This window comes from Serratia sp. NPDC078593, from assembly GCF_050268245.1.
Taxonomy (GTDB): Bacteria; Pseudomonadota; Gammaproteobacteria; order Enterobacterales; family Enterobacteriaceae; genus JBNNGK01.
In genome coordinates, this window is sequence record NZ_JBNNGK010000005.1 from 139,214 (window position 1) to 159,263 (window position 20,050).

The 20,050-nt window shown below is 52.6% G+C and carries 14 protein-coding genes; 7 read left to right on the forward strand and 7 right to left on the reverse strand.

Annotation, left to right across the window (positions count from 1 at the left end; translation table 11 throughout):
* Window positions 1-132 precede the first annotated feature (132 nt).
* From ACQKDS_RS07950 to ACQKDS_RS07960, 3 genes are all read right to left on the reverse strand, one after another.
* On the reverse strand, window positions 133-1,545 hold the full coding sequence (locus tag ACQKDS_RS07950) for a glycoside hydrolase family 1 protein (protein ID WP_399668342.1): 1,413 nt from the start codon (window positions 1,543-1,545) through the stop codon (window positions 133-135).
* Window positions 1,546-1,652: 107 nt separating this feature from the next.
* Entirely contained in the window at window positions 1,653-3,158 is a 1,506-nt protein-coding gene (gene araA, locus ACQKDS_RS07955; RefSeq protein ID WP_399668339.1) for an L-arabinose isomerase, read from the reverse strand.
* Between the two features lie 82 nt (window positions 3,159-3,240).
* A complete protein-coding gene (locus ACQKDS_RS07960; RefSeq protein ID WP_399668337.1) occupies window positions 3,241-4,917 on the reverse strand; it encodes a ribulokinase in 1,677 nt (558 codons plus the stop codon).
* Between the two features lie 411 nt (window positions 4,918-5,328).
* On the opposite strand from ACQKDS_RS07960, the gene ACQKDS_RS07965 reads away from it, so the two are divergent.
* From ACQKDS_RS07965 to ACQKDS_RS07985, 5 genes are all read left to right on the forward strand, one after another.
* A complete protein-coding gene (locus ACQKDS_RS07965; RefSeq protein WP_399668334.1) occupies window positions 5,329-6,312 on the forward strand; it encodes an arabinose ABC transporter substrate-binding protein in 984 nt (327 codons plus the stop codon).
* A 61-nt stretch (window positions 6,313-6,373) separates the two neighbouring features.
* The gene (gene araG / locus ACQKDS_RS07970; RefSeq protein WP_399668331.1) at window positions 6,374-7,906 is read left to right on the forward strand and encodes an L-arabinose ABC transporter ATP-binding protein AraG; all 1,533 of its coding nucleotides are present in this window, start codon (window positions 6,374-6,376) and stop codon (window positions 7,904-7,906) included.
* Window positions 7,907-7,923: 17 nt separating this feature from the next.
* Window positions 7,924-8,907, forward strand: coding sequence for an L-arabinose ABC transporter permease AraH (gene araH / locus ACQKDS_RS07975; RefSeq protein ID WP_399668328.1), 984 nt, complete (start codon window positions 7,924-7,926; stop codon window positions 8,905-8,907).
* A 103-nt stretch (window positions 8,908-9,010) separates the two neighbouring features.
* Entirely contained in the window at window positions 9,011-9,940 is a 930-nt protein-coding gene (gene araC, locus ACQKDS_RS07980) for an arabinose operon transcriptional regulator AraC (protein ID WP_399668326.1), read from the forward strand.
* A gap of 86 nt (window positions 9,941-10,026) precedes the next feature.
* The gene (locus ACQKDS_RS07985) at window positions 10,027-11,067 is read left to right on the forward strand and encodes an oxidoreductase (RefSeq protein ID WP_399668323.1); all 1,041 of its coding nucleotides are present in this window, start codon (window positions 10,027-10,029) and stop codon (window positions 11,065-11,067) included.
* Window positions 11,068-11,272: 205 nt separating this feature from the next.
* Here ACQKDS_RS07985 and add read toward each other — a convergent pair whose 3' ends face one another.
* The 3 genes from add to malX form a co-directional block, all read right to left on the reverse strand.
* Entirely contained in the window at window positions 11,273-12,271 is a 999-nt protein-coding gene (gene add, locus ACQKDS_RS07990; RefSeq protein ID WP_399668320.1) for an adenosine deaminase, read from the reverse strand.
* 306 nt (window positions 12,272-12,577) lie between these two features.
* Window positions 12,578-13,759, reverse strand: coding sequence for a MalY/PatB family protein (locus ACQKDS_RS07995; protein ID WP_399668317.1), 1,182 nt, complete (start codon window positions 13,757-13,759; stop codon window positions 12,578-12,580).
* A complete protein-coding gene (gene malX / locus ACQKDS_RS08000; protein WP_399668314.1) occupies window positions 13,752-15,371 on the reverse strand; it encodes a maltose/glucose-specific PTS transporter subunit IIBC in 1,620 nt (539 codons plus the stop codon). The genes ACQKDS_RS07995 and malX overlap by 8 nt, the downstream gene beginning before the upstream one ends.
* 183 nt (window positions 15,372-15,554) lie before the next feature.
* Here malX and malI point away from each other — a divergent pair, with 183 nt between their 5' ends.
* Window positions 15,555-16,628 carry a Mal regulon transcriptional regulator MalI gene (gene malI, locus ACQKDS_RS08005; RefSeq protein WP_399668311.1) on the forward strand — a complete coding sequence of 358 codons (1,074 nt, stop codon included), beginning with the start codon at window positions 15,555-15,557 and terminating at the stop codon, window positions 16,626-16,628.
* Here malI and ACQKDS_RS08010 read toward each other — a convergent pair.
* Window positions 16,625-17,521: a PhzF family phenazine biosynthesis protein gene (locus ACQKDS_RS08010; protein WP_399668308.1), complete on the reverse strand. Its 897-nt coding sequence runs from the start codon at window positions 17,519-17,521 to the stop codon at window positions 16,625-16,627. The two genes, malI and ACQKDS_RS08010, sit on opposite strands and share 4 nt — an antisense overlap.
* A gap of 414 nt (window positions 17,522-17,935) precedes the next feature.
* Between ACQKDS_RS08010 and ACQKDS_RS08015 the strand changes: the two genes are divergently transcribed.
* Complete coding sequence (locus ACQKDS_RS08015) at window positions 17,936-20,023, forward strand: GH39 family glycosyl hydrolase (protein WP_399668305.1); 2,088 nt, start codon at window positions 17,936-17,938, stop codon at window positions 20,021-20,023.
* Window positions 20,024-20,050 lie beyond the last annotated feature (27 nt).

Genomic DNA, 20,050 nt, shown 5'->3' on the forward strand with positions numbered 1-20,050 from the left:
GGTGATGGGTGCGAGCAGCGATTATATGCTAGAGCAAGCGGGGAACAAGGTATCGATCGTCGCAGCCACCGAGCAGATACCGCTTGTGGTAGCCGGTATCTGCCAGATAAGCGCTAAATGTTTACACGCAACTTAGCGTTCTGCGCCGTTGCTGGCGATCAGTTTCTGATACCAGAAGAAGCTTTTCTTACGCTGACGCGCCAGATTGTTATTGTGGTCGACGTACACAAAACCATATTGCTTCTGGAAACCGTTCAGCCAGCTCAGCAGATCGATAAACGACCACGGATAATAGCCGCGCACGTCAGCACCTTGCTTGATAGCGTCTTCGATCGCGCCGATATGCTGATTCAGGTAGTCAATACGGTCATCATCGACCACTTCGCCATCAATAATCGGATCTTTTGCCCCTAAACCATTTTCGGTGATGTAAATCGGAATATCACCGTAGCGGGCTTTGATGTTCATGATGCCTTCGGTCAGGCCCTGCGGATAGATCTCCCAGTCCCAATCGGTGTAGACCCCCTTCGGGTTGCGAACGAATTTGAACAGATCTTTGAAGCCAAATTCATTGCCCTGTTGGTGGCCTTTGCCTTTTTCGCCCGTGGTGTTGATGGTCAGGTGCGATTCTTGATTGTTGGCAGCGATAGTTTCACGTTTGTAATAGTTAAGACCGATGAAGTCGCAAATGTTATCACGCAGCAACTGCCGATCGCCGTCGGCGAACTGCGGTACGCCCCAAATCGCCTGCGTTTGTTCCAGCAATTCTGCCGGATATTCACCTTTCAATACCGGATCGTAGAGCCAGTGGGTGAAGATACCATCGGCTAACTGACAAGCGGCGACATCTTCGGGTGATTGGCTAAGCGGGGTGTTGGTCTGCAACACATTAACGAAACCGATTTTTCCGTTGATGCCGCTGGTGCGGAAGGCCGCTACTGCTTTGGCGTGAGCAACAAACACATGGTGACAGGCTTGAATAGCGCGGGCTGGGTTTTGAACGCCCGGTGGATGGCCACCCGTGATGTAACCAAAACCGATAAAACAGATGGTTTCGTTAAAGGTTGACCATAGCTTAACCCGGTCGCCATAACGGTCGTAACACAGGCGGGCATACTCTTCGAACGCATCAGTGGTCGAACGTGCTTCCCAACCGCCTTCATCCTGTAACGCCTGTGGTAAGTCCCAATGGTACAGGGTGATCATCGGCTCGATGTTGTGTTCCAGTAACGCATCGATCAGATCGCTGTAGAACTTGACGCCTGCTTCATTAATCTCACCACGCCCTTGCGGTAGTAAACGCGGCCAAGAGATAGAAAAGCGATAGCTTTTCATGCCCATTTCGGCCATCAGCGCGACGTCTTCGCGGAAACGGTGATAGTGATCGACCGCGACATCACCGTTGGTGCCTTGATAAGTGGTGCCGGGCAGGTGGGAGAATTTATCCCAGATGGAAAGGCCTTTGCCGTCGGCGTCATAGGCGCCTTCAACCTGATACGCCGCCGTAGCCGCGCCCCACAGAAAATCTTTCGGGAAAGCAGACATAAACAACTCTCTCAGTCAGATGGTTTATCGAATCAGTCTGAGTGTAGTTTAGGTCGAAGTGAAATAGTTTTGCAACCGGTTTCTGAAACCGGTTGCAGTTTTACTTCTTAGTGACGATTTAATTGGTAATAGGCTTCATTCCAACGGATCTCATTCTTGAACGCCGGCAAGGTCGTGTCGTTATCGATCAGCAAGAACTCGATATTGTGCATTTCAGCGTACAAGCGAAGGTAGTCGGCGTTGAGTGCCTGCGAGAACACCGTATGGTGTGCGCCACCGGCGATAATCCAAGCTTCGGCGGCGGTAGCCAGCATCGGTTGCGCCTGCCAGATAGCGCGTGCTACCGGCAGCTTCGGTAGCGGATGCGGCTGTTCGACGGTATCGACCTGATTGACCAACAAACGGAAGCGATCGCCCATGTCAATCAGGCTGGCATTGACCGCAGGGCCGGCCGGTGTTGAGAAGATCAGGCGTGCTGGATCGGCTTTGCCACCGATACCCAGCGGCTGAATATCTAACAGGGGTTTTTGCTCTTTGGCGATCGACGGGCACACTTCGAGCATGTGGGAACCAACCACTAAATCGTTACCCGGTTGGAAGTGATAGGTGTAGTCCTCCATAAAGGAGGTGCCGCCGTTAAGACCACCGGCCATCACTTTCAAAATACGCAGCAGGGCAGCGGTCTTCCAGTCACCTTCGCCACCAAAGCCGTAGCCTTGTTGCATTAAACGTTGTACCGCCAGCCCCGGTAACTGCTTCATGCCGTGCAGGTCTTCGAAGTTAGTGGTAAACGCGTGGAACTCACCCTGTTCGAGGAAACGTTTCATGCCCAGCTCGATACGTGCTGCGTCGATCAGGTTTTCACGTTTATCGCCATGGCATTTCACCGCGTCGGTCAGCAGATAACTTGCTTCGTATTCTTCAATTAAGGTATCGACGTCACTGCGGCTGACTTCATTGATCACACTGACCAGATCGCCAATGCCGTAGGCATTGACCGAATAACCGAACTGGATCTGCGCGCCGACTTTATCACCTTCGGTGACGGCAACCTGGCGCATGTTGTCACCAAAGCGGGCTACCTTAAGCTGCTGGCTTTCCTGGCGTGCGGCGGCAACGCGCATCCACTGGCCGATGCGTTGGTGCGCCACTTTATCCTGCCAATGGCCAGTGATCACGCTATGTTGTTGGCGCATGCGTGCACCGATGAACCCGAACTCACGGCCGCCGTGCGCAGTCTGATTCAGGTTCATAAAGTCCATATCCATGCTGTTCCACGGCACTTCGGCGTTAAATTGCGTGTGGAACTGCAACAACGGTTTATTGAGGATCGATAAGCCGGCAATCCACATTTTGGCCGGCGAGAAGGTGTGCAGCCAAGTCAGAATCCCAATACAGTGTGGTTGATAATTGGCATCGCGGCAGACGTGGGTGATCTCATCCGGTGTGGTCACCAGCGGTTTCAAAACCAGTTTTACCGGCAGATCGGCCTCATTGTTCAGGCTGTTAACCACCTGTTCGGCCTGTTCTTTAACCTGCTGCAGCGTTTTTGGGCCATACAGATGTTGGCTGCCGATCACGAACCATACTTCGTGCTGTTTGAATACGTCCATCAGAAACTCCTGGCATTGTTACTGGGTTTTAAGGTGTGGGGCGCAGCCTGCCTCGCCCGCGAATTTGGTTGATCGTTGGCGCTCAATGACGTTCGGCGGCGAAGCGCGGTTCGGCGGCCTCGCACCAGTGCTGATAGCGTTGATAAAGTTGTTGGAAGCGGGCGACCCGTTGTGGATCCGGTTGCAGCGTGCGCTCAAGCCCGCAGGCCATCCGCTGCTGTGCGGCGTGAACGCTATCGAACTGTTTAGCGGCAACGGCGGCAAAGATAGCGGCACCAAGGGCGCAACATTGGTCAGACGAGACGATCTGCAACGGACGGTTCATCACATCGGCGCAGACCTGCATAATCACCGGCGATTTACGCGCAATCCCGCCTAGCGCCAGCACGTTTTCTACCGGAATAGCTTGCTGTTCAAAGCACTCCATGATGGCGCGCGCGCCAAAGGCCGTCGCGGCGATAAACCCGCCAAACAGCGTTGGTGCATCGGTGCCGAGATTCAGATCGGTAATAACACCTTTGAGTCGCTGGTTTGCGTATGGCGTGCGGCGGCCGTTGAACCAGTCCAGTACCACGGGGAGGTGATCAAGCGATGGGTTATTGGCCCATGTCTCGGTCAGTGACGCCAAGAGTTGGTCTTCCAACAGCTTGAGATCGGGTTGCCATGCCGGATGGTTCTTCGCCGCTTGGTGGAGCGGCCAGCTCAGCAAGCGGCTAAACCAGGCGTACATGTCGCCGAATGCGGATTGGCCCGCTTCCATACCAATCAGCCCCGGTGTGACGCTACCGTCAACTTGGCCGCAGATACCGGCAATAGCACGGCCATCAACGCGATGACGATCGGCGATCAAGATGTCACAGGTTGATGTCCCAATAACCTTCACTAGGGTGTAAGGCTGTGCTCCGGCACCGACCGCACCCATATGGCAATCAAATGCACCGCCGGATAACACCACGTGTTGTGGCAGGCCGAGCCGCTGTGCCCATTCGCTGCTCAGCGTACCGACGGGCAGATCGGCGGTGTAGGATTCCTCAAATAGCGGATAAGGCAATGCGGTAACCAATAAGGGATCGAGTGCGGCAAAGAAGTCTTTCGGTGGCAACCCGCCCCAATCCGGGTGCCACAGCGTTTTGTGGCCAACGCTGCAACGCCCACGTTTTAACTGCGCGGGTGCGGTGGTGCCGGAAAGTAGGGCAGGCACCCAATCGCACAGTTCAACCCATGAGGCCGCCGCCTGGCGTACGGCTGCATCTTGGCGTGATACGTGCAGAATTTTGGCCCAGAACCACTCTGACGAATAAACACCGCCGATATAGCGTGAATAGTCGGGAAAGTCTCCGCTGTGGCACAGGCGGTTTATTTCCTCGGCTTCTTCTATTGCCGTATGGTCTTTCCACAGCACAAACATGGCGTTAGGGTTGTCGGCGAATTCAGGTCTGAGTGCCAACACATCGCCATTTTCGTCAATCGGTGCCGGGGTTGATCCCGTGGAATCCACGCCGATACCAACCACTTGCTGGCGCTGATGCGGGGCCATGCGTTGCACCACCGCCACGATGGCCTGCTCCATTGCGTCGATATAGTCGCGTGGATGGTGGCGGAACTGATTTTTTGCTGCATTACAATACTCGCCTCGTTGCCAGCGAGGATAATAGACAACTTCGGTGTCCAACTCATCGCCGTTTTGGCAATCTACCGCCAATACCCGCACCGAATCACTGCCGAAGTCCAATCCCAGGGCGATTGCGCCTGCCGTCATGTTTTGACTCCTTATTAATTGCCCGTTGTCGCTAATGTCCAACAAATCTGAAGCGTGGAAGCTGATGGGGATAACGATAGAAGCGTGAGACGTAAGGCTGTGAGGAGGGGTTAGCTGGAAGTATGCACTTTTCTGCTTCTCTCAGTGATTTTGTGATGGGTGTCAAAAGTTAATACTTGGTTAAATTTGCTAAATATATGCACAAATCTGCTGTAATTCCTGGATGTGATAACGCTCTACATTTCAGTAACAAATACCCGCTAAAACTAAGTTCGTCTGAATGTCGGATTCGGGCGGTGGTGCACTAATAAGCGCTCCCCCGTAGCGATAACCGAAACACTACCCTAAATGATAGCGTTTTCACTGCGCGATATTTCCAGCGCCGGGGAGAACAATACAGCGGAGAGCATCATGCATAAATTCACTAAGGCGCTGGCGGCGATAGGTTTGGCAGCGGTTATGTCACAATCAGCTATGGCTGAAACCATGAAGCTGGGTTTTTTGGTCAAGCAGCCGGAGGAACCCTGGTTCCAGACTGAATGGAAATTTGCTGATAAGGCGGGGAAAGATCAGGGTTTCGACGTGATTAAAATTGCCGTGCCGGACGGTGAAAAAACCTTGAATGCCATCGACAGCCTGGCCGCCAGCGGCGCAAAAGGCTTTGTTATCTGCACGCCAGACCCAAAACTGGGGGCAGCGATTGTTGCCAAAGCGCGCAGTTACGATCTGAAAGTGATCGCCGTTGACGATCAGTTTGTCAATGCCAAGGGTAAGCCGATGGATACCGTGCCATTGGTGATGATGGCCGCCACCAAAATCGGCGAGCGTCAGGGGCAGGCGTTGTGGGATGAAATGAACAAACGCGGTTGGCAGGTGGGCGAGACAGGCGTGATGGCGATTACGGCCGATGAGCTGGATACCGCGCGCCGCCGTACCAATGGTTCGATGGCGGCACTGAAAGCGGCCGGTTTCCCGGAAAAACAGATTTATAAGGTGCCGACTAAATCTAATGACATCCCAGGCGCCTTCGACGCCGCCAACTCGATGCTTGTGCAGCATCCAGAAGTGAAAAATTGGCTGATTATCGGCATGAACGACAACACCGTGTTGGGTGGTGTGCGGGCGACCGAAGGGCAAGGTTTTAAAGCGCCAAATGTGATTGGCATCGGCATTAACGGTGTGGATGCGGTGAGCGAGCTGTCAAAAGCGCAGGCGACCGGCTTCTATGGTTCTCTGCTGCCTAGCCCGGACATCCATGGTTATAAGAGCATCCAGATGCTGCATGAATGGGTAGCAAAAGACATCGAGCCACCGAAGTTTACTGAAGTCACCGACGTGGTGCTGATCACGCGTGACAACTTCAAAGCCGAGCTGCAGAAAAAAGGCCTGATGTAACGTTTGTGCACCGCACGTTGTCGGCGTGCGGTGTTTTTCAGCCAAACAAGAGGAAAGCACTATGACAGCCACCACGCCGTATCTGGCTTTCAAGGGCATCGGAAAAACCTTTCCCGGGGTCAAGGCGCTGGACGACATCAGTTTCAGTTGCCAAACCGGACAGATCCACGCGTTGATGGGGGAAAATGGCGCGGGGAAGTCGACGCTGCTGAAAATCCTCAGCGGTAATTACACCCCCACGCAGGGCGAGATCTACCTTAAAGGTCAACCGGTGCAGTTCAACACAACCACCGACGCGTTGGATGCGGGGGTGGCGATTATTTATCAGGAACTGCATTTGGTGCCGGAAATGACGGTAGCCGAGAACATTTATCTGGGGCAGTTACCGACCAAATGTGGTTTGGTCGATCGCAAACTGCTGCGCTATGAAGCGCGTTTGCAGCTTGAGCACCTTGGGTTAGCGATCGATCCTGATACGCCGCTGAAATATTTGTCGATCGGCCAATGGCAGATGGTTGAAATTGCCAAGGCGTTGGCACGCAATGCGAAAGTGATCGCATTTGACGAACCCACCAGTTCGCTGTCGGCACGGGAAACCGAGCAACTGTTTCGGGTGATCCGCGAACTGCGTGCCGAAGGGCGGGTCATTCTGTACGTTTCGCACCGCATGGAAGAGATATTTGCGCTCAGCGATGCGATTACGGTGTTTAAAGATGGGCGTTATGTGCGCACCTTTGACGACATGAGCCAGGTGAATCATCAACAACTGGTGCAGGCGATGGTCGGACGCGATCTCGGCGATGTTTATGGCTATCAGCCACGGGAGCAAGGCGCGGTACGTTTGCAACTGGATAATCTTCAGGCTAGCGGGGTAAAAACGCCGATCGACCTCAGCGTAAAAGCCGGGGAGATCGTCGGTTTGTTCGGCTTGGTCGGCGCCGGGCGCAGTGAATTGATGAAGGGCATTTTTGGTGCCACCCGCATCCGTGGCGGGCAACTCACGCTCGATGGCCAACCTATCACTATTCGTTCACCTATCGATGCCATTCGCGCGGGCATTATGCTGTGCCCGGAAGATCGCAAGGCCGACGGTATCATTCCGGTGCATTCGGTACGCGATAACATCAATATCAGCGCTCGGCGTAAAAGCATCAAGGCCGGCTGCCTGATTAATAACACCTGGGAAACCCGCAATGCCGCGCACCATATTCAAGCGCTCAATATCAAAACGCCAAGTGCGGAACAGCTAATTATGAATCTGTCCGGTGGTAATCAGCAGAAGGCGATCCTTGGGCGTTGGCTGTCGGAAGAGATGAAGGTGATGATGCTGGATGAACCGACGCGCGGGATTGATGTTGGCGCGAAACACGAGATCTACAACGTTATTTACCAGTTAGCCCAGCAGGGCATCGCGGTACTGTTTGCCTCCAGCGATCTCCCTGAAGTGCTTGGCTTGGCGGATCGCATCATTGTGATGCGCGAAGGTGCCATTTCCGGCGAATTACTGCACGACAACGCCACTGAGGAACTTGCCCTCAGCTTGGCGATGTTGCATGCCCCTGATAGTGTCCCTGCCGCTGCGGCATTGGCTTGAGTGTGAAGGAGAAAGAGATGTCGACTATGACAACCAATTCTGTCAAAAACCGCAGCGGTTTGGGGCTGGCACGCATCTGGGACAGCTACGGTATGCTAGTGGTGTTCGCCGTTTTATTCATTGCCTGCATCATTTTTGTGCCTAATTTCGGTTCATTCATCAATATGAAAGGGTTAGGGCTGGCGATTTCTATGTCGGGTATGGTGGCCTGCGGCATGCTCTTCTGCCTCGCCTCGGGCGACTTTGATCTGTCGGTGGCCTCGGTGATTGCCTGCGCAGGTGTTACCACTGCGGTGGCGATCAACATGACAGAAAGCCTGTGGTTGGGGGTCGGTGCGGGTTTATTGTTGGGCGTCGCGTCGGGGCTGATTAACGGGTTTGTCATCGCCCGTTTGAAGATCAATGCGTTGATCACCACGTTGGCGACGATGCAAATCTTTCGCGGTCTGGCCTACATTATTTCCGACGGTAAAGCGGTAGGGATCGAAGATGAGCGTTTCTTTGCGCTCGGCTATGCGAACTGGTGGGGGCTGCCTGCGCCGATCTGGATCACCATCGGTTGCTTGATAGTGTTTGGTTTCCTGCTTAATAAAACCACCTTTGGGCGCAATACGCTGGCGATTGGTGGCAATGAAGAGGCGGCGCGGTTGGCCGGCGTGCCTGTGGTGCGCACCAAAATCATTATCTTCGTCCTCTCCGGGCTGGTATCCGCTGCGGCGGGCATCATTCTGGCGTCACGCATGACCAGCGGCCAGCCGATGACATCGATCGGTTATGAGCTGATCGTCATCTCAGCCTGCGTGCTGGGGGGCGTGTCATTAAAGGGTGGGATCGGCAAAATTTCGTATGTGATCGCCGGTATTCTCATCTTGGGCACGGTGGAAAATGCGATGAATCTGCTGAATATTTCGCCATTTTCACAATATGTGGTACGCGGGATGATTTTGTTGGCCGCGGTCATCTTTGACCGTTACAAGCAAAAAAGCCAACTCGCGCCATAAAGAGAAGCGCACCGGTTTCACAGAGCTATCATTGGCCCGCGCAGTTATTGCAACGGCCAGTAAAATCGTTGCCATTGGCAGCGTTAAACCATTTGGAGGCCAGATGTATCATCGCATGGTTCAGGAACCTCAACCGAACCCGTTGTTGCCGGGTTACACCTTTAACGCCTACCTGGTTGCCGGGCTAACACCCATTATGGCGGATGGGCCGCTGGATTTCTTTATCGATCGGCCTGGTGGCATGAAAGGCTATATTCTTAACCTCACGATCAAAGGCCAAGGTAAGGTATTTGATGGTGAAGATACCTTTTATTGCAATCCTGGCGATCTGCTGCTGTTTCCGCCAAAAGCGTCGCATTATTATGGCCGTTCATCGGAGAGTGATTGCTGGCACCATCGTTGGGTTTACTTTCGCCCGCGCGCCTATTGGGCCGACTGGTTGGAATGGCACAGTAAAACCCATCAAGTGGGGCGATTATCGTTACCGAACAACAACCTATTGCAGGAGTTCGATCGGCTGTTTGCCAATATCGAACAAACCCAACGTTCCGGGCGGAGGTTTGCTGAGGAAATGGGCATGAATCTGTTGGAGCATCTGCTGTTACGCGCCATGGAAGAAGACCCGCTCAGCCCACAGAAAATCATGGATCCGCGCGTCATCGAGGCCTGCCAGTACATTACCAGCAATCTGGCGGGGGAGTTGCGCATTGACGAAGTGGCGCGCCATGTCTGTCTTTCGCCTTCGCGGTTGGCGCATTTGTTCCGCGAGCAGGTGGGCATTAATATTCTGCGTTGGCGTGAAGATCAGCGGGTAATCCGCGCAAAACTATTGCTGCAAACCACACAGGAATCGATCGCCACTATTGGTCGGGTGGTCGGTTATGACGATCAGCTCTACTTTTCCCGGGTGTTCCGTAAGCGTGTTGGCGTGAGTCCGAGCGATTTTCGCCGGCGTAGTATGGAGATCAACTATCCGCCGAAAAGCCAGCGGGAACAGCCGTATCTACTGCACGGCGACGCGTTATCCGGTTAACGTAACATTCAATTTACTTCTTGTTCTCTTCGACGTCATGGTGTCCAATCGACAAGGTCGAGATACGCTTTTCCAGAGGAAACACCATGGCTGATAACATTCGAGTAGGGTTGCTGGGTTACGGTTACGCCAGTAAAACGTTCCATGCGCCGTTGATTGCCGGCACGCCCGGCCTAGAGCTGGCGGCGGTATCCAGCAGTGACGCCGAAAAAGTGCGGGCAGATTGGCCGTCGATGACGGTCGTGAGCGATCCACAGGTGCTGTTTAGCGATCCCGCTCTGGATTTGATCGTGATTCCAACCCCGAATGACACTCATTTTCCGCTGGCGCAACAGGCGCTGGCCGCCGGTAAACATGTTGTGGTGGATAAGCCGTTCTCCGTGACGTTGTCACAGGCGCAAGCATTGCAGCAGCAGGCTCAGCAATGCGGTTTGCTATTGTCGGTGTTTCATAACCGCCGTTGGGATAGCGATTTTCTAACGCTGAAATCGTTGTTGCAAGACGGTGCGCTGGGCGAGGTGGTTTACTTCGAGTCGCATTTCGATCGTTTTCGGCCGCAGGTGCGCCAGCGCTGGCGCGAACAAGGCGGTGTGGGCAGTGGGATTTGGTACGACTTGGGGCCGCACTTGATCGATCAGGCGTTGCAGCTGTTCGGCAAGCCGGACACGCTGTTTGTCGATCTGGCGGCGTTACGCCCCGGTTCGCAATCGGTAGACTATTTCCATGCCGTGCTGAGTTACGGCCAACGTCGGGTAGTGCTGCACGGCACGGTACTGGCGGCGGCGGAAACGGCGCGCTATATCGTGCATGGCACCGAAGGTAGTTTCATCAAATTTGGTTTGGATCCACAGGAAGACCGTTTGAAGGCCGGTGAACGTCTGCCGCAGGCCGATTGGGGGTATGATATGCGTGATGGCGTAGTGACGTTGTCACGTGATGGCCTAGTGGCAGAAAAACCGCTGTTGACGCTGCCGGGCAACTATCCGGCCTACTATGCGGCGATTCGCGATGCGATCAACGGTGATGGGGACAACCCGGTGCCTGCCAGTGAGGCGATCGGCGTGATGGAGCTGATTGAACTTGGTATTGAATCGGCCAAGCAACAAAAGGCGCTGCCGGTGGCATAAACCCCGCTTTAACGCGGTCTCACGCCGTTATTTCAAGCGGCATCAGATGTTGCCGCTGATGATTCCCCAGCAGGTACACATTGCAAATGATGTTGTGTACCGCGCTGGTGGCTAGGCGCATAACCGGTACAGCAATCGCAGGCGCTTAAGACTACCGAGTAACCTGAAGAGAGAGGGCGCAGTTCAATACTGCGCCACTTATCGATCAACGGCTGACTTTATCGCGCAGCGCCTGTTTCTCTGCCTCGCTCAGAAAGGCCATTTTTAAACCATTCTCCTGTGCGGTGCGGATTTCTTCCGCCGTTAAGCCTGCCTGTGGCGCAGCCACACGGTATTCATGTTCAATCTCAATGCCCTGAACGGCTGGATCGTCGGTATTGATCGATGCCAACACGCCGTGGCGCAGGAAGGTCGCCAGCGGATGTTGCGCCAACGATGGCACGGTGCTGGTTTGGATGTTGGATGTCAGGCAGGATTCAATGCCGATGCCGTGTTCAGTAAGGAAATCCATCAGCGCCGGGTCTTCAACCGCTTTTACCCCGTGACCGATGCGTTCGGCTCCCAGTTCGCGAATGGCTTGCCAGATGCTTTCCGGCCCGGCGGCTTCACCGGCATGAACGGTGATCCGCAATCCGGCATCACGCGCACGCGTAAAGTGGCTGAGGAACAGGCTACCGGGGAAGCCCAGCTCATCACCGGCCAGATCTAATGCGGTGATATGGTCGCGGTGTGCTAACAAACCTTCCAGCTCTTTAAGGCAGGCATCTTCGCCAAAGGTGCGGCTCATGATGCCAATCAGGCGAACTTCAATATCATGGTCGCGACAACCGCTGCGAATACCGTCAACCACCGCGTCGACGACACCGGCGACCGGTAATTGATGCTTGAGCGCCATGTAATACGGTGAGAAACGGAGCTCGGCATAATGCAACCCGGCATTCACGGCATCTTCAACGTTTTCATAGGCCACGCGGCGGCACGCGTCCAGATCGCCCAAGACGGCTACGCCCCAGTCCAGTTTTTGCAGAAAACTGACCAGATCGGGTTCGGTGTGGGTAATTTGCACATGTGGACGGAGTGCCGCCAACTCGTCGGCAGGCAATGCAAGATTAAACTGGCGACCCAGATCCAAAATGGTTTGTGCACGAATATTGCCGTCGAGATGGCGATGAATATCGGTAAGCGGTAGGCGGGAGTCAATCATGATGCGCACTCGTCTATGGTGGTAGGTAAAGTGCATAACATTATATACCCTTCATACTTCAAGTTGCTTGGGTGTTGGCTGCCTTTTTTCACCCTGGTCATAGAGTCGGCTATGCTCCCAGGGACTCATCCAGTTGCCGCCTACAAGCAACTCGAATTATCTTGGGCATAACAACAAAAGATGAAAATTGCCATGATGTTGCAAAAAAAGTGACATTAATCACATTAAAACCGGTGGCTGTCACTATAACGCAATGGCAGGTGTCTGCCATTGCGCTCAATGCCGTTTATCTCTGTGCGCGCGTTTTTAACGCGGATCTAACACGAATTTCAGACCATTGATCAATTTATCCATCCCGGCTTCGACCTTGCTACGTGGGCAACCTACGTTCAAGCGAACGAACCCGCGGCCTTCTTCGCCGTAGGTAAAACCGGGCATGATCGCCACTTTTTCGCGTTCGATCAGCACCTGTTGCAGTTCACGATCGTCGATATTCAATGGACGCAGATCGATCCAGGCCAAATAAGTTGCCTCTGGCGGTTGCCAATTCAGCGACGGAAATGCCTGGTTTAAGCGTTCTGCCACGTAGCGTAGATTGCCGCGTAGTACGTCACGCAGTTCATCCAGCCAAGGTTCACCGTGACGGTAGGCAGCAATATGCGCCACAATCGCTAACACCGCCGGAGAGGAAAGACCATCACGGCTTTTCAGTGCCAGCATATACGCCTCGCGCGCGCTATCATCGCTGATGAAGCCGTAAGCGCCGGTCAACGCCGGAATATTGAAGGTTTTTGAGCCGGAGGTTAACAGCGCCCACGCGGTGGTTGCCACTTGGCTCCAGGGGATATGCGGCCGCTCGTTCCAGGTCATATCCATATGTATCTCATCGCTGATGACCTTGACATCGTGGCGTTCGCACAGCGCTGCCATCTGTTGCAGCTCAGCGGCGCTCCACACCTTGCCGGTGGGGTTGTGCGGGCTGCATAGCAGCAGAATCTTGGTTTGCGGACGCGCCAATAGGGCTTCCAGATGCGCCATATCGCACTGCCATTGGTTGTCTACATGATGCAGCGGACACGGCAGCAGTTGACGCTGGTTGCCCAACACCACCTTATAAAAGGCATCATAAGCTGGCGTATGGGTGACCACACACTCGCCCGGTGCCGACCACTGGCGAATGAGTTGCGCGACCATGTAAATCACCGACGGCCCGTATACCGCCATCGCGGTGTCGATAGCGGTATGAAAACGGTGTTGATACCAATGACGCACTGCGCCAAGAAAATCCTCATGCTGCCAGCGACTGTATCCCAACACGCCATGCTGCAAACGCTGCTGCATGGCGGCCAAAATGCACGGCGCGGTAGCAAAATCCATATCAGAAATGGTGAACGGCAATAAATCAGCCGAACCAAAACGATCGGCGATGTAATCCCACTGGGTGCACCAGGTGCCGTGGCGGTCAACGGGGGTGGAGAAATCAAACATGAGTGGCTCCCTGCATGTCTGCAACAGGTTGTGCGGTGGTTATCAGTGAGTCTAATTCATCTTTCACCGATTGTACCTGCGGCCCGATGACCACCTGCAAATTATGATCGTTAAGATGAACCACGCCGATGGCCCGATGGGCTTTCAGTGCAGCGTCATCCACTTTGCTCATGTCGTTAACCGACAAACGCAGGCGGGTGATGCAGTTATCCAGCGAAATGATGTTTTCGCTGCCGCCCAGCGCCGCCAGAATCGCTGGCACGTTATAACCGGATTTGCCTAAGTTGCCGGTTGGGGCGCTGACCTGATTGGCGCTGTCGCTCTCTCTGCCAGGGGTTTTAATATTAAAACGTTGGATTGAGAAACGGAAAATCGCGTAATACGCGGCGAACCAAATGGCGGCGACCAACGGCACCAGATACCATTTGGTGGCGGTGCCATGCAGCATGCCAAACACCACGAAATCGATGATGTTGCCGTCGGTATTACCAATGGTGACCCCCAGCAGCGCCATCACCGTGAAGCCCAAACCGGTCAGGATCGCGTGGATCACATACAGGAACGGCGCAACGAACAGGAACAGGAATTCGAGCGGTTCGGTGGTGCCGCCCACCACGCAAGCCACCACCCCGGAAATCAACAGCCCTTTAATTTTATGGCGGTTCTCTGGTTTAGCGCAGTGATACATTGCCAATGCGGCACCCGGCAAACCGCCAAGAAACGCGGGCATTTTCCCTTGTGACAGGAAGCGAGTGGCGCTTTCGGCAAAGCCGTGGGTGGTGGGGCAGGAAAGTTGCGCCTGGAAGATCGTTAACGCGCCGCTCACGCTGTGGCCGCAAACCTCCAGCGTGCCGCCGGCTTCGGTAAAACGAATCAGTGCCACCAGAATATGATGCAGACCGAACGGCAGCAGCAGCCGTTCGCCCGTGCCAAAAATCATCGGCCCGAATGCGCCAGCGCCATTGATCACCCAGCCTAAGCCGTTAATCCCCGCGGCAAACCACGGCCAAATTAGCGGGATCACCAAGCCACACAGGCCAAGCAGCACCGTGGTAATAATAGGCACAAAGCGTGTTCCACCGAAGAAGGCCAGCGCGTCCGGCAGGCGGATAGTGCTGAAACGCTCGTGCAACAGATAAACGATAATACCGACGATAACGGCACCGAGAATACCGGTATCGATGGACTGAATACCGAGGATATTCTGGATGTTATTGGCTTTGAGCACCAGAGGATCGGTGGTTGGCAGAATACCGGCGGTAGTGAGATAGAAGTTTGTCGCCAAGTTTAAAACGGCAAAGCCGACGAAACCGGAAAATGCTGCAACCCCTTTGTTATCGCGCGCCATACCGAGGGGAATTGCAATCGCAAACATCACCGGCAAGAAACTGAAAGCGAATGAGCCGACCTTGCTCATCCAGGTAAAGATCAGTTGAAAGATTGGATGGCCGAGAAACGGCAGCAGGGTGATGACGTCACGGCTGCTCAGTGAGCTGCCGATTCCCAGCATAATGCCGCAAAAAGAGAGTAACGCGACGGGCAACATAAAGGTTTTGCCCAAACTTTGGAAAAACTCCCAAAGCGTGATTTTTTGTTTTTTCGTGGCTGACATGATCGAGGCTCCTGGCAAAAGGCGAACAAACTGAGCGTGTAGCTATTATTAGGTAAAAATAAGATAAAACGTTTTACCTTTTAAAAATGCGCCAGTTATCACAATTCTCTGGTGTGCTTTACGGCGAGAATGCACTCGTCAGTAAAACGTTTTACTGAACAAGGACATTCGGTATACCCTTGAATGCATTCACAGTACGGAAGCGGTATAAACCGCGCAGAGGTTAAGACCATCAAAAAGATCACGATCACCGATGTTGCGCGACAGGCTGGGGTTTCCGTCACGACGGTTTCGCTGGTAGTTAGCGGCAAAGGGCGCATTTCGCCGACCACGGTCGAGCGAGTCAATCAGGCGATTGAACAGCTTGGCTATGTGCGCAATCGTCAAGCAGCAACCTTGCGCGGCGGTGACTCTGGGGTGATTGGGCTGATCCTACGCGATATCTGTGAGCCGTTTTATGCGGAAATGACCGCCGGCCTTAGTGAAGTGTTGGAGGCTAACGGTAAGGTGTTATTTCTCACCCAAAGTGGCCGCGAGGCGAAAGGGCTGATGCGGGGGTTTGATACGCTACTGGAACATGGCGTTGATGGCATCGTATTGGCGGGTGGGTTGCGTGCGGTGAGCGGCTTGCAGGAAAAGGCCGCGGAGCAGGGCGTTCCACTGGTGTGTGCGGCGCGCTCTAACGGTTTGGAAGGCATTGATGTGGTACGCCCAGACAATATGCAAGCGGCAAAAATGGCGACTGAGTTTTTGATTAAGCGCGGGCACAGCCAAATTGCCTATCTGGGTGGGCAAAGCGATTCATTGACGCGCGCTGAACGGCTTGGCGGCTTCTGCGCCACGCTGGTGCAATATGGTTTGCCCTTCCGCTCAGAGTGGATCGTTGAGTGCGGTTGTCAGCAACAGGCTGCGGCACAGGCGGCAGAGACGTTATTACGCCAGTACCCGAACATCAGTGCGCTGGTGTGTCATAAAGCTTCGGTGGCGCTGGGGGCCTATTTTGGCATCGTGCGCAGCGGGCGCAGTATCGGCTCGGAAGGTATGGACAGCTTTTATGGCCAGCAGGTGGCACTCATTGGTTTTGGTGATGTGCCAGAGGCTGAATTGACCGAACCGCCGCTGACCTTTGTTTCCAGCTCCGCGCGTGAGGTCGGGCGGAGCGCCGCAGCTCGATTGTTGCAGCGTATTAATCAGAGCGGTTTGCCGTCACAGGACATCATTTTACCCCCCAGTTTGATTAAGCGTGGTTCGGCCTAAATGCGCAACCGGCCGTCAATGAGCGTACAACTGTGTCCTCCAATCCAGGGTTCACCGTCAATAAAACGCACGCTAACCCGCCCGTCACGCTGGAGTTGAGTGCCTTGCCGAACCTGATACCCCAGTGCCGTTGCGCCACCGTCGGGGAAGTTATTGGCCGGCAATAACCGCGCCAAGCACGCATTAGCACTGCCCGTCACCGGATCCTCAACCAATTTATCCCATTCAACCAGAAACGCGCGCATTTCGTAATCGGCGGGATCACCCGCTGGATAGGCACCATAAATCACCACGCCATCAACATCACAGGCCAATTGCAGTTGCTTAATCAAGGCTTGATCCGGCGTTACCGTCAGGCAGGATTGCGCGTTAGGCATACGAACCATCAGCCAGCGAATGCCCATATCGACGATCGTTGGCACGGTGTCTGTTTCAATAACCGCAGGCGGAAAAGCAGCCAGTAACCATTCCCTTGCTTCAATCGGCAACGTTCGAAACGTTACCGCCGGTGCGGCAAAGGCCAGTGTGCCTTCCGGTAAAATATTGACCGCAATTAGACCTACCCCGCATTCTTGCATCACCACGCCCGGCCGTTTGGTCACCAACCCGGCCTCTAATAATGCATGAGCCGTACCCAATGTCGGATGTCCGGCAAAAGGTAACTCTTTTTCGGGCGTAAAAATGCGCACCCGATAATCTGCCTGCGGATTGGTCGGTTTGAAAACAAACGTCGTTTCCGAAAGGTTGGTCCAGCGGGCTAATGAAAGCATCTGCATCTCATTCAACCCTTCCGCCTGCAAAATCACCGCCAAAGGGTTCCCCTGCAATGGTGTGGCGGTAAATACATCCACCTGTTTGTAGGCGCGAGGTATCACATTCTCTTCTGTTCGCATTTGCCATCATCCGCGAGATACAAAGTTTGATAATAGCGCTATTAAATGACTGACATCAATGGATAATTAATCTGATACGCGGTACTTGTATCAGACGATCGGCTTGCAAGATAATTTGCCGTTTGCATTCTGGCGAACCCCTTCAAAAGGCTATCGGTGCGCTATTGAAAATACCAATTCAGTTAATTGGCGGAGTCAGCCAATCATTCACATTGCAACTCACGGGTTAAATGATTTAAATCAATTACGCCTACGCTTTATTTTCAGCAGCGCCTTAGGTGTACGTGCTTGTTTTTATTATCCGTGATAATAACCGTACAAAAACCAATATTAATCAATAAAATTTAATAAATTTTTAAATTTCATTCTTGATTGTGTATTTATAGATACTCCGCGCATAAATGGAGTGTTCGCATGTCTAAAGAATTCACTTTTGATAAAAAATCACGGGACGTTATTAATGGTAATAATGGTCGAGTTAAAGAAATAAATGGAGTCAATGGAACACCACGTTCTATTTCCCCTGGTTTTCCCGATTTGGAGGATGAGTTTAATCAGTTAGGCATTAAGCACTTGAGGTTTCATGATAATCTCGGCTTTGGCGACTTGGACAACTATTTCACGGCTAATGATAGTAACAGCCAATTTGCACCTAATATACCTTCGGCGATGAAGGCACAAGCATTGCAGTTGGTTGCAGATATGGGCAACAGAAGAACCTTGTTTCCCCGAGCCGCGGCGGGAATGCGTATTCATAACGTAGATGTTGCATTTGAAGAAGCCAACTACGCTATGACGGATCACCATTTTAGAGAGGTATTGAATAATAACCCTGCAGTTAACCCTAATAACCTACAGCGGGAAATTACCTTTAGGATTGGCCGTACAAATCGCGGCGGTGCAGAATTGCCTGAGGATTTTGATATTTACGCAACCTTAGTCAGTACCTTAGTCGATCGATATTCATTGAATTATCAGCAGACGGGGTTACCCAGGAGGATTGCCTATTGGGAAGTATGGAACGAACCTGATTTGACGATTTTCTGGAATAATAATGATCCACAGCAGTATTACACTTTCTATGAAAAGATCGCAAGAATGGTTAAGGCCGTTGATCCTAACGCGAAGGTAGGTGGTGCGGGGGTGGCAACGGGGTATAACCCTAATGGTGAATATCTTGATGGTTTGCTAAGCTATTGTAAAAATAATAACGTACCCATCGATTTTATATCGTGGCATTATTATGGTAATGCCACCTCTGATCCGCAAAACATTATTGATACCGGTGATTTGGTACAAGGATCACTGAGGAAACATGGCTACGCTAATATAGAAAGCTTATGTACGGAATGGAACTCGAGCCCATTTGGTAATGTTAATATCTATTCTAAAGTGCAAAGCGCTAAAAATGCGGCCTATATTTGTTCAACTTTTATTTATATGCAGTATACCAAAGTCGACATGGCGCACTATTACCGCGGTGATGCCTCTTCTTTCGGCTTATTTAATAATGAACCCGGCTTTTGTACCTATGCCGGGCAAGCATTTGCTTTATATGCAAAAATGTTCGAAACCCCTTACATATTGCAAGGGGATAAAGATTTCTCTTCGGGGCTAACGGTGCTGGCCTGTGAGAACGATCAGGGGAATAAAATCAATATCCTTGCGGCTAATTACGTGGTTGATCGTGACTTTTCAACCCAGAATCCCCCTAAAGAATCACCTATTTACCAGCAGCACTACGTGGATGGTAACCGCCCGATAAGCCAACTCACCGATGCTTGGAGCCTCAGTGAGTGGTTTGGTGATGTTGATCCTAATACTATCAATCCTGATAACGTGGTGACTCAAAATACGACAGTGAACCAGCTTCCGGTTCATGGCTCCTTACCCAGAAGGCCGAGAAATTATTCAGCCAGCAACGCCGGGCTAAGTTTAACCATCAATAATGTCGATTTCACTTCCTGTACATTAAAGGCATACCGAATTAAAGAAGGGGGGACATTATCCGCGGTTCTACCGGAAGACGTTAGCAGTGAGATAAGCTACAACATGATTAATAATACGCTAACCCTCTCAGACCGCGGAGCAACCAAGTCTACGGTTACGTTATATTCGATCGAATTAACGAATGACGGGAACCCGACACCGCCGCCGCCTTTAACCACTGAAGTCTTCACCAGTAATGAGTTCTGGGCTAAATCGATCGATCTCGCACATTTGATGCTAAATTCAAACATGTATGTCAATAACGGCGATAACCTAAAAATCGTTTTTCGGCCAAGTACACCGGGCGCGTTTTGGTATAGAAATAATACGGCGCATGAGAATCCCTATTGTCGATTTAATGCATTATCGAACCTACCGGGCTACACCGGCGCGACGATAAATGTGACCTTGTTAGCGAGTGGTAAATTGTCAGAGCTAATAGGGAATGGCTATGAATTTCAATTTTCGTCGATTGGCGCCAAAACCGTGAGAGTAGAAATCACCCAACTCTAATTTTTTTGGACGTCAATATGGGGGCAC

Excerpts from the sequence above, each read along its gene's own strand:
- araG (WP_399668331.1), top strand. The coding sequence starts at position 6,374 with ATGACAGCCACCACGCCGTATCTGGCTTTCAAGGGCATCGGAAAAACC.
- add (WP_399668320.1), bottom strand. The coding sequence starts at position 12,271 with ATGATTGACTCCCGCCTACCGCTTACCGATATTCATCGCCATCTCGAC.
- araH (WP_399668328.1), top strand. The coding sequence starts at position 7,924 with ATGTCGACTATGACAACCAATTCTGTCAAAAACCGCAGCGGTTTGGGG.
- ACQKDS_RS07950 (WP_399668342.1), bottom strand. The coding sequence starts at position 1,545 with ATGTCTGCTTTCCCGAAAGATTTTCTGTGGGGCGCGGCTACGGCGGCG.
- araA (WP_399668339.1), bottom strand. The coding sequence starts at position 3,158 with ATGGACGTATTCAAACAGCACGAAGTATGGTTCGTGATCGGCAGCCAA.
- malI (WP_399668311.1), top strand. The coding sequence starts at position 15,555 with ATGCATTCACAGTACGGAAGCGGTATAAACCGCGCAGAGGTTAAGACC.
- ACQKDS_RS08015 (WP_399668305.1), top strand. The coding sequence starts at position 17,936 with ATGTCTAAAGAATTCACTTTTGATAAAAAATCACGGGACGTTATTAAT.
- malX (WP_399668314.1), bottom strand. The coding sequence starts at position 15,371 with ATGTCAGCCACGAAAAAACAAAAAATCACGCTTTGGGAGTTTTTCCAA.
- araC (WP_399668326.1), top strand. The coding sequence starts at position 9,011 with ATGTATCATCGCATGGTTCAGGAACCTCAACCGAACCCGTTGTTGCCG.
- ACQKDS_RS07985 (WP_399668323.1), top strand. The coding sequence starts at position 10,027 with ATGGCTGATAACATTCGAGTAGGGTTGCTGGGTTACGGTTACGCCAGT.
- ACQKDS_RS07995 (WP_399668317.1), bottom strand. The coding sequence starts at position 13,759 with ATGTTTGATTTCTCCACCCCCGTTGACCGCCACGGCACCTGGTGCACC.
- ACQKDS_RS07960 (WP_399668337.1), bottom strand. The coding sequence starts at position 4,917 with ATGACGGCAGGCGCAATCGCCCTGGGATTGGACTTCGGCAGTGATTCG.
- ACQKDS_RS08010 (WP_399668308.1), bottom strand. The coding sequence starts at position 17,521 with ATGCGAACAGAAGAGAATGTGATACCTCGCGCCTACAAACAGGTGGAT.
- ACQKDS_RS07965 (WP_399668334.1), top strand. The coding sequence starts at position 5,329 with ATGCATAAATTCACTAAGGCGCTGGCGGCGATAGGTTTGGCAGCGGTT.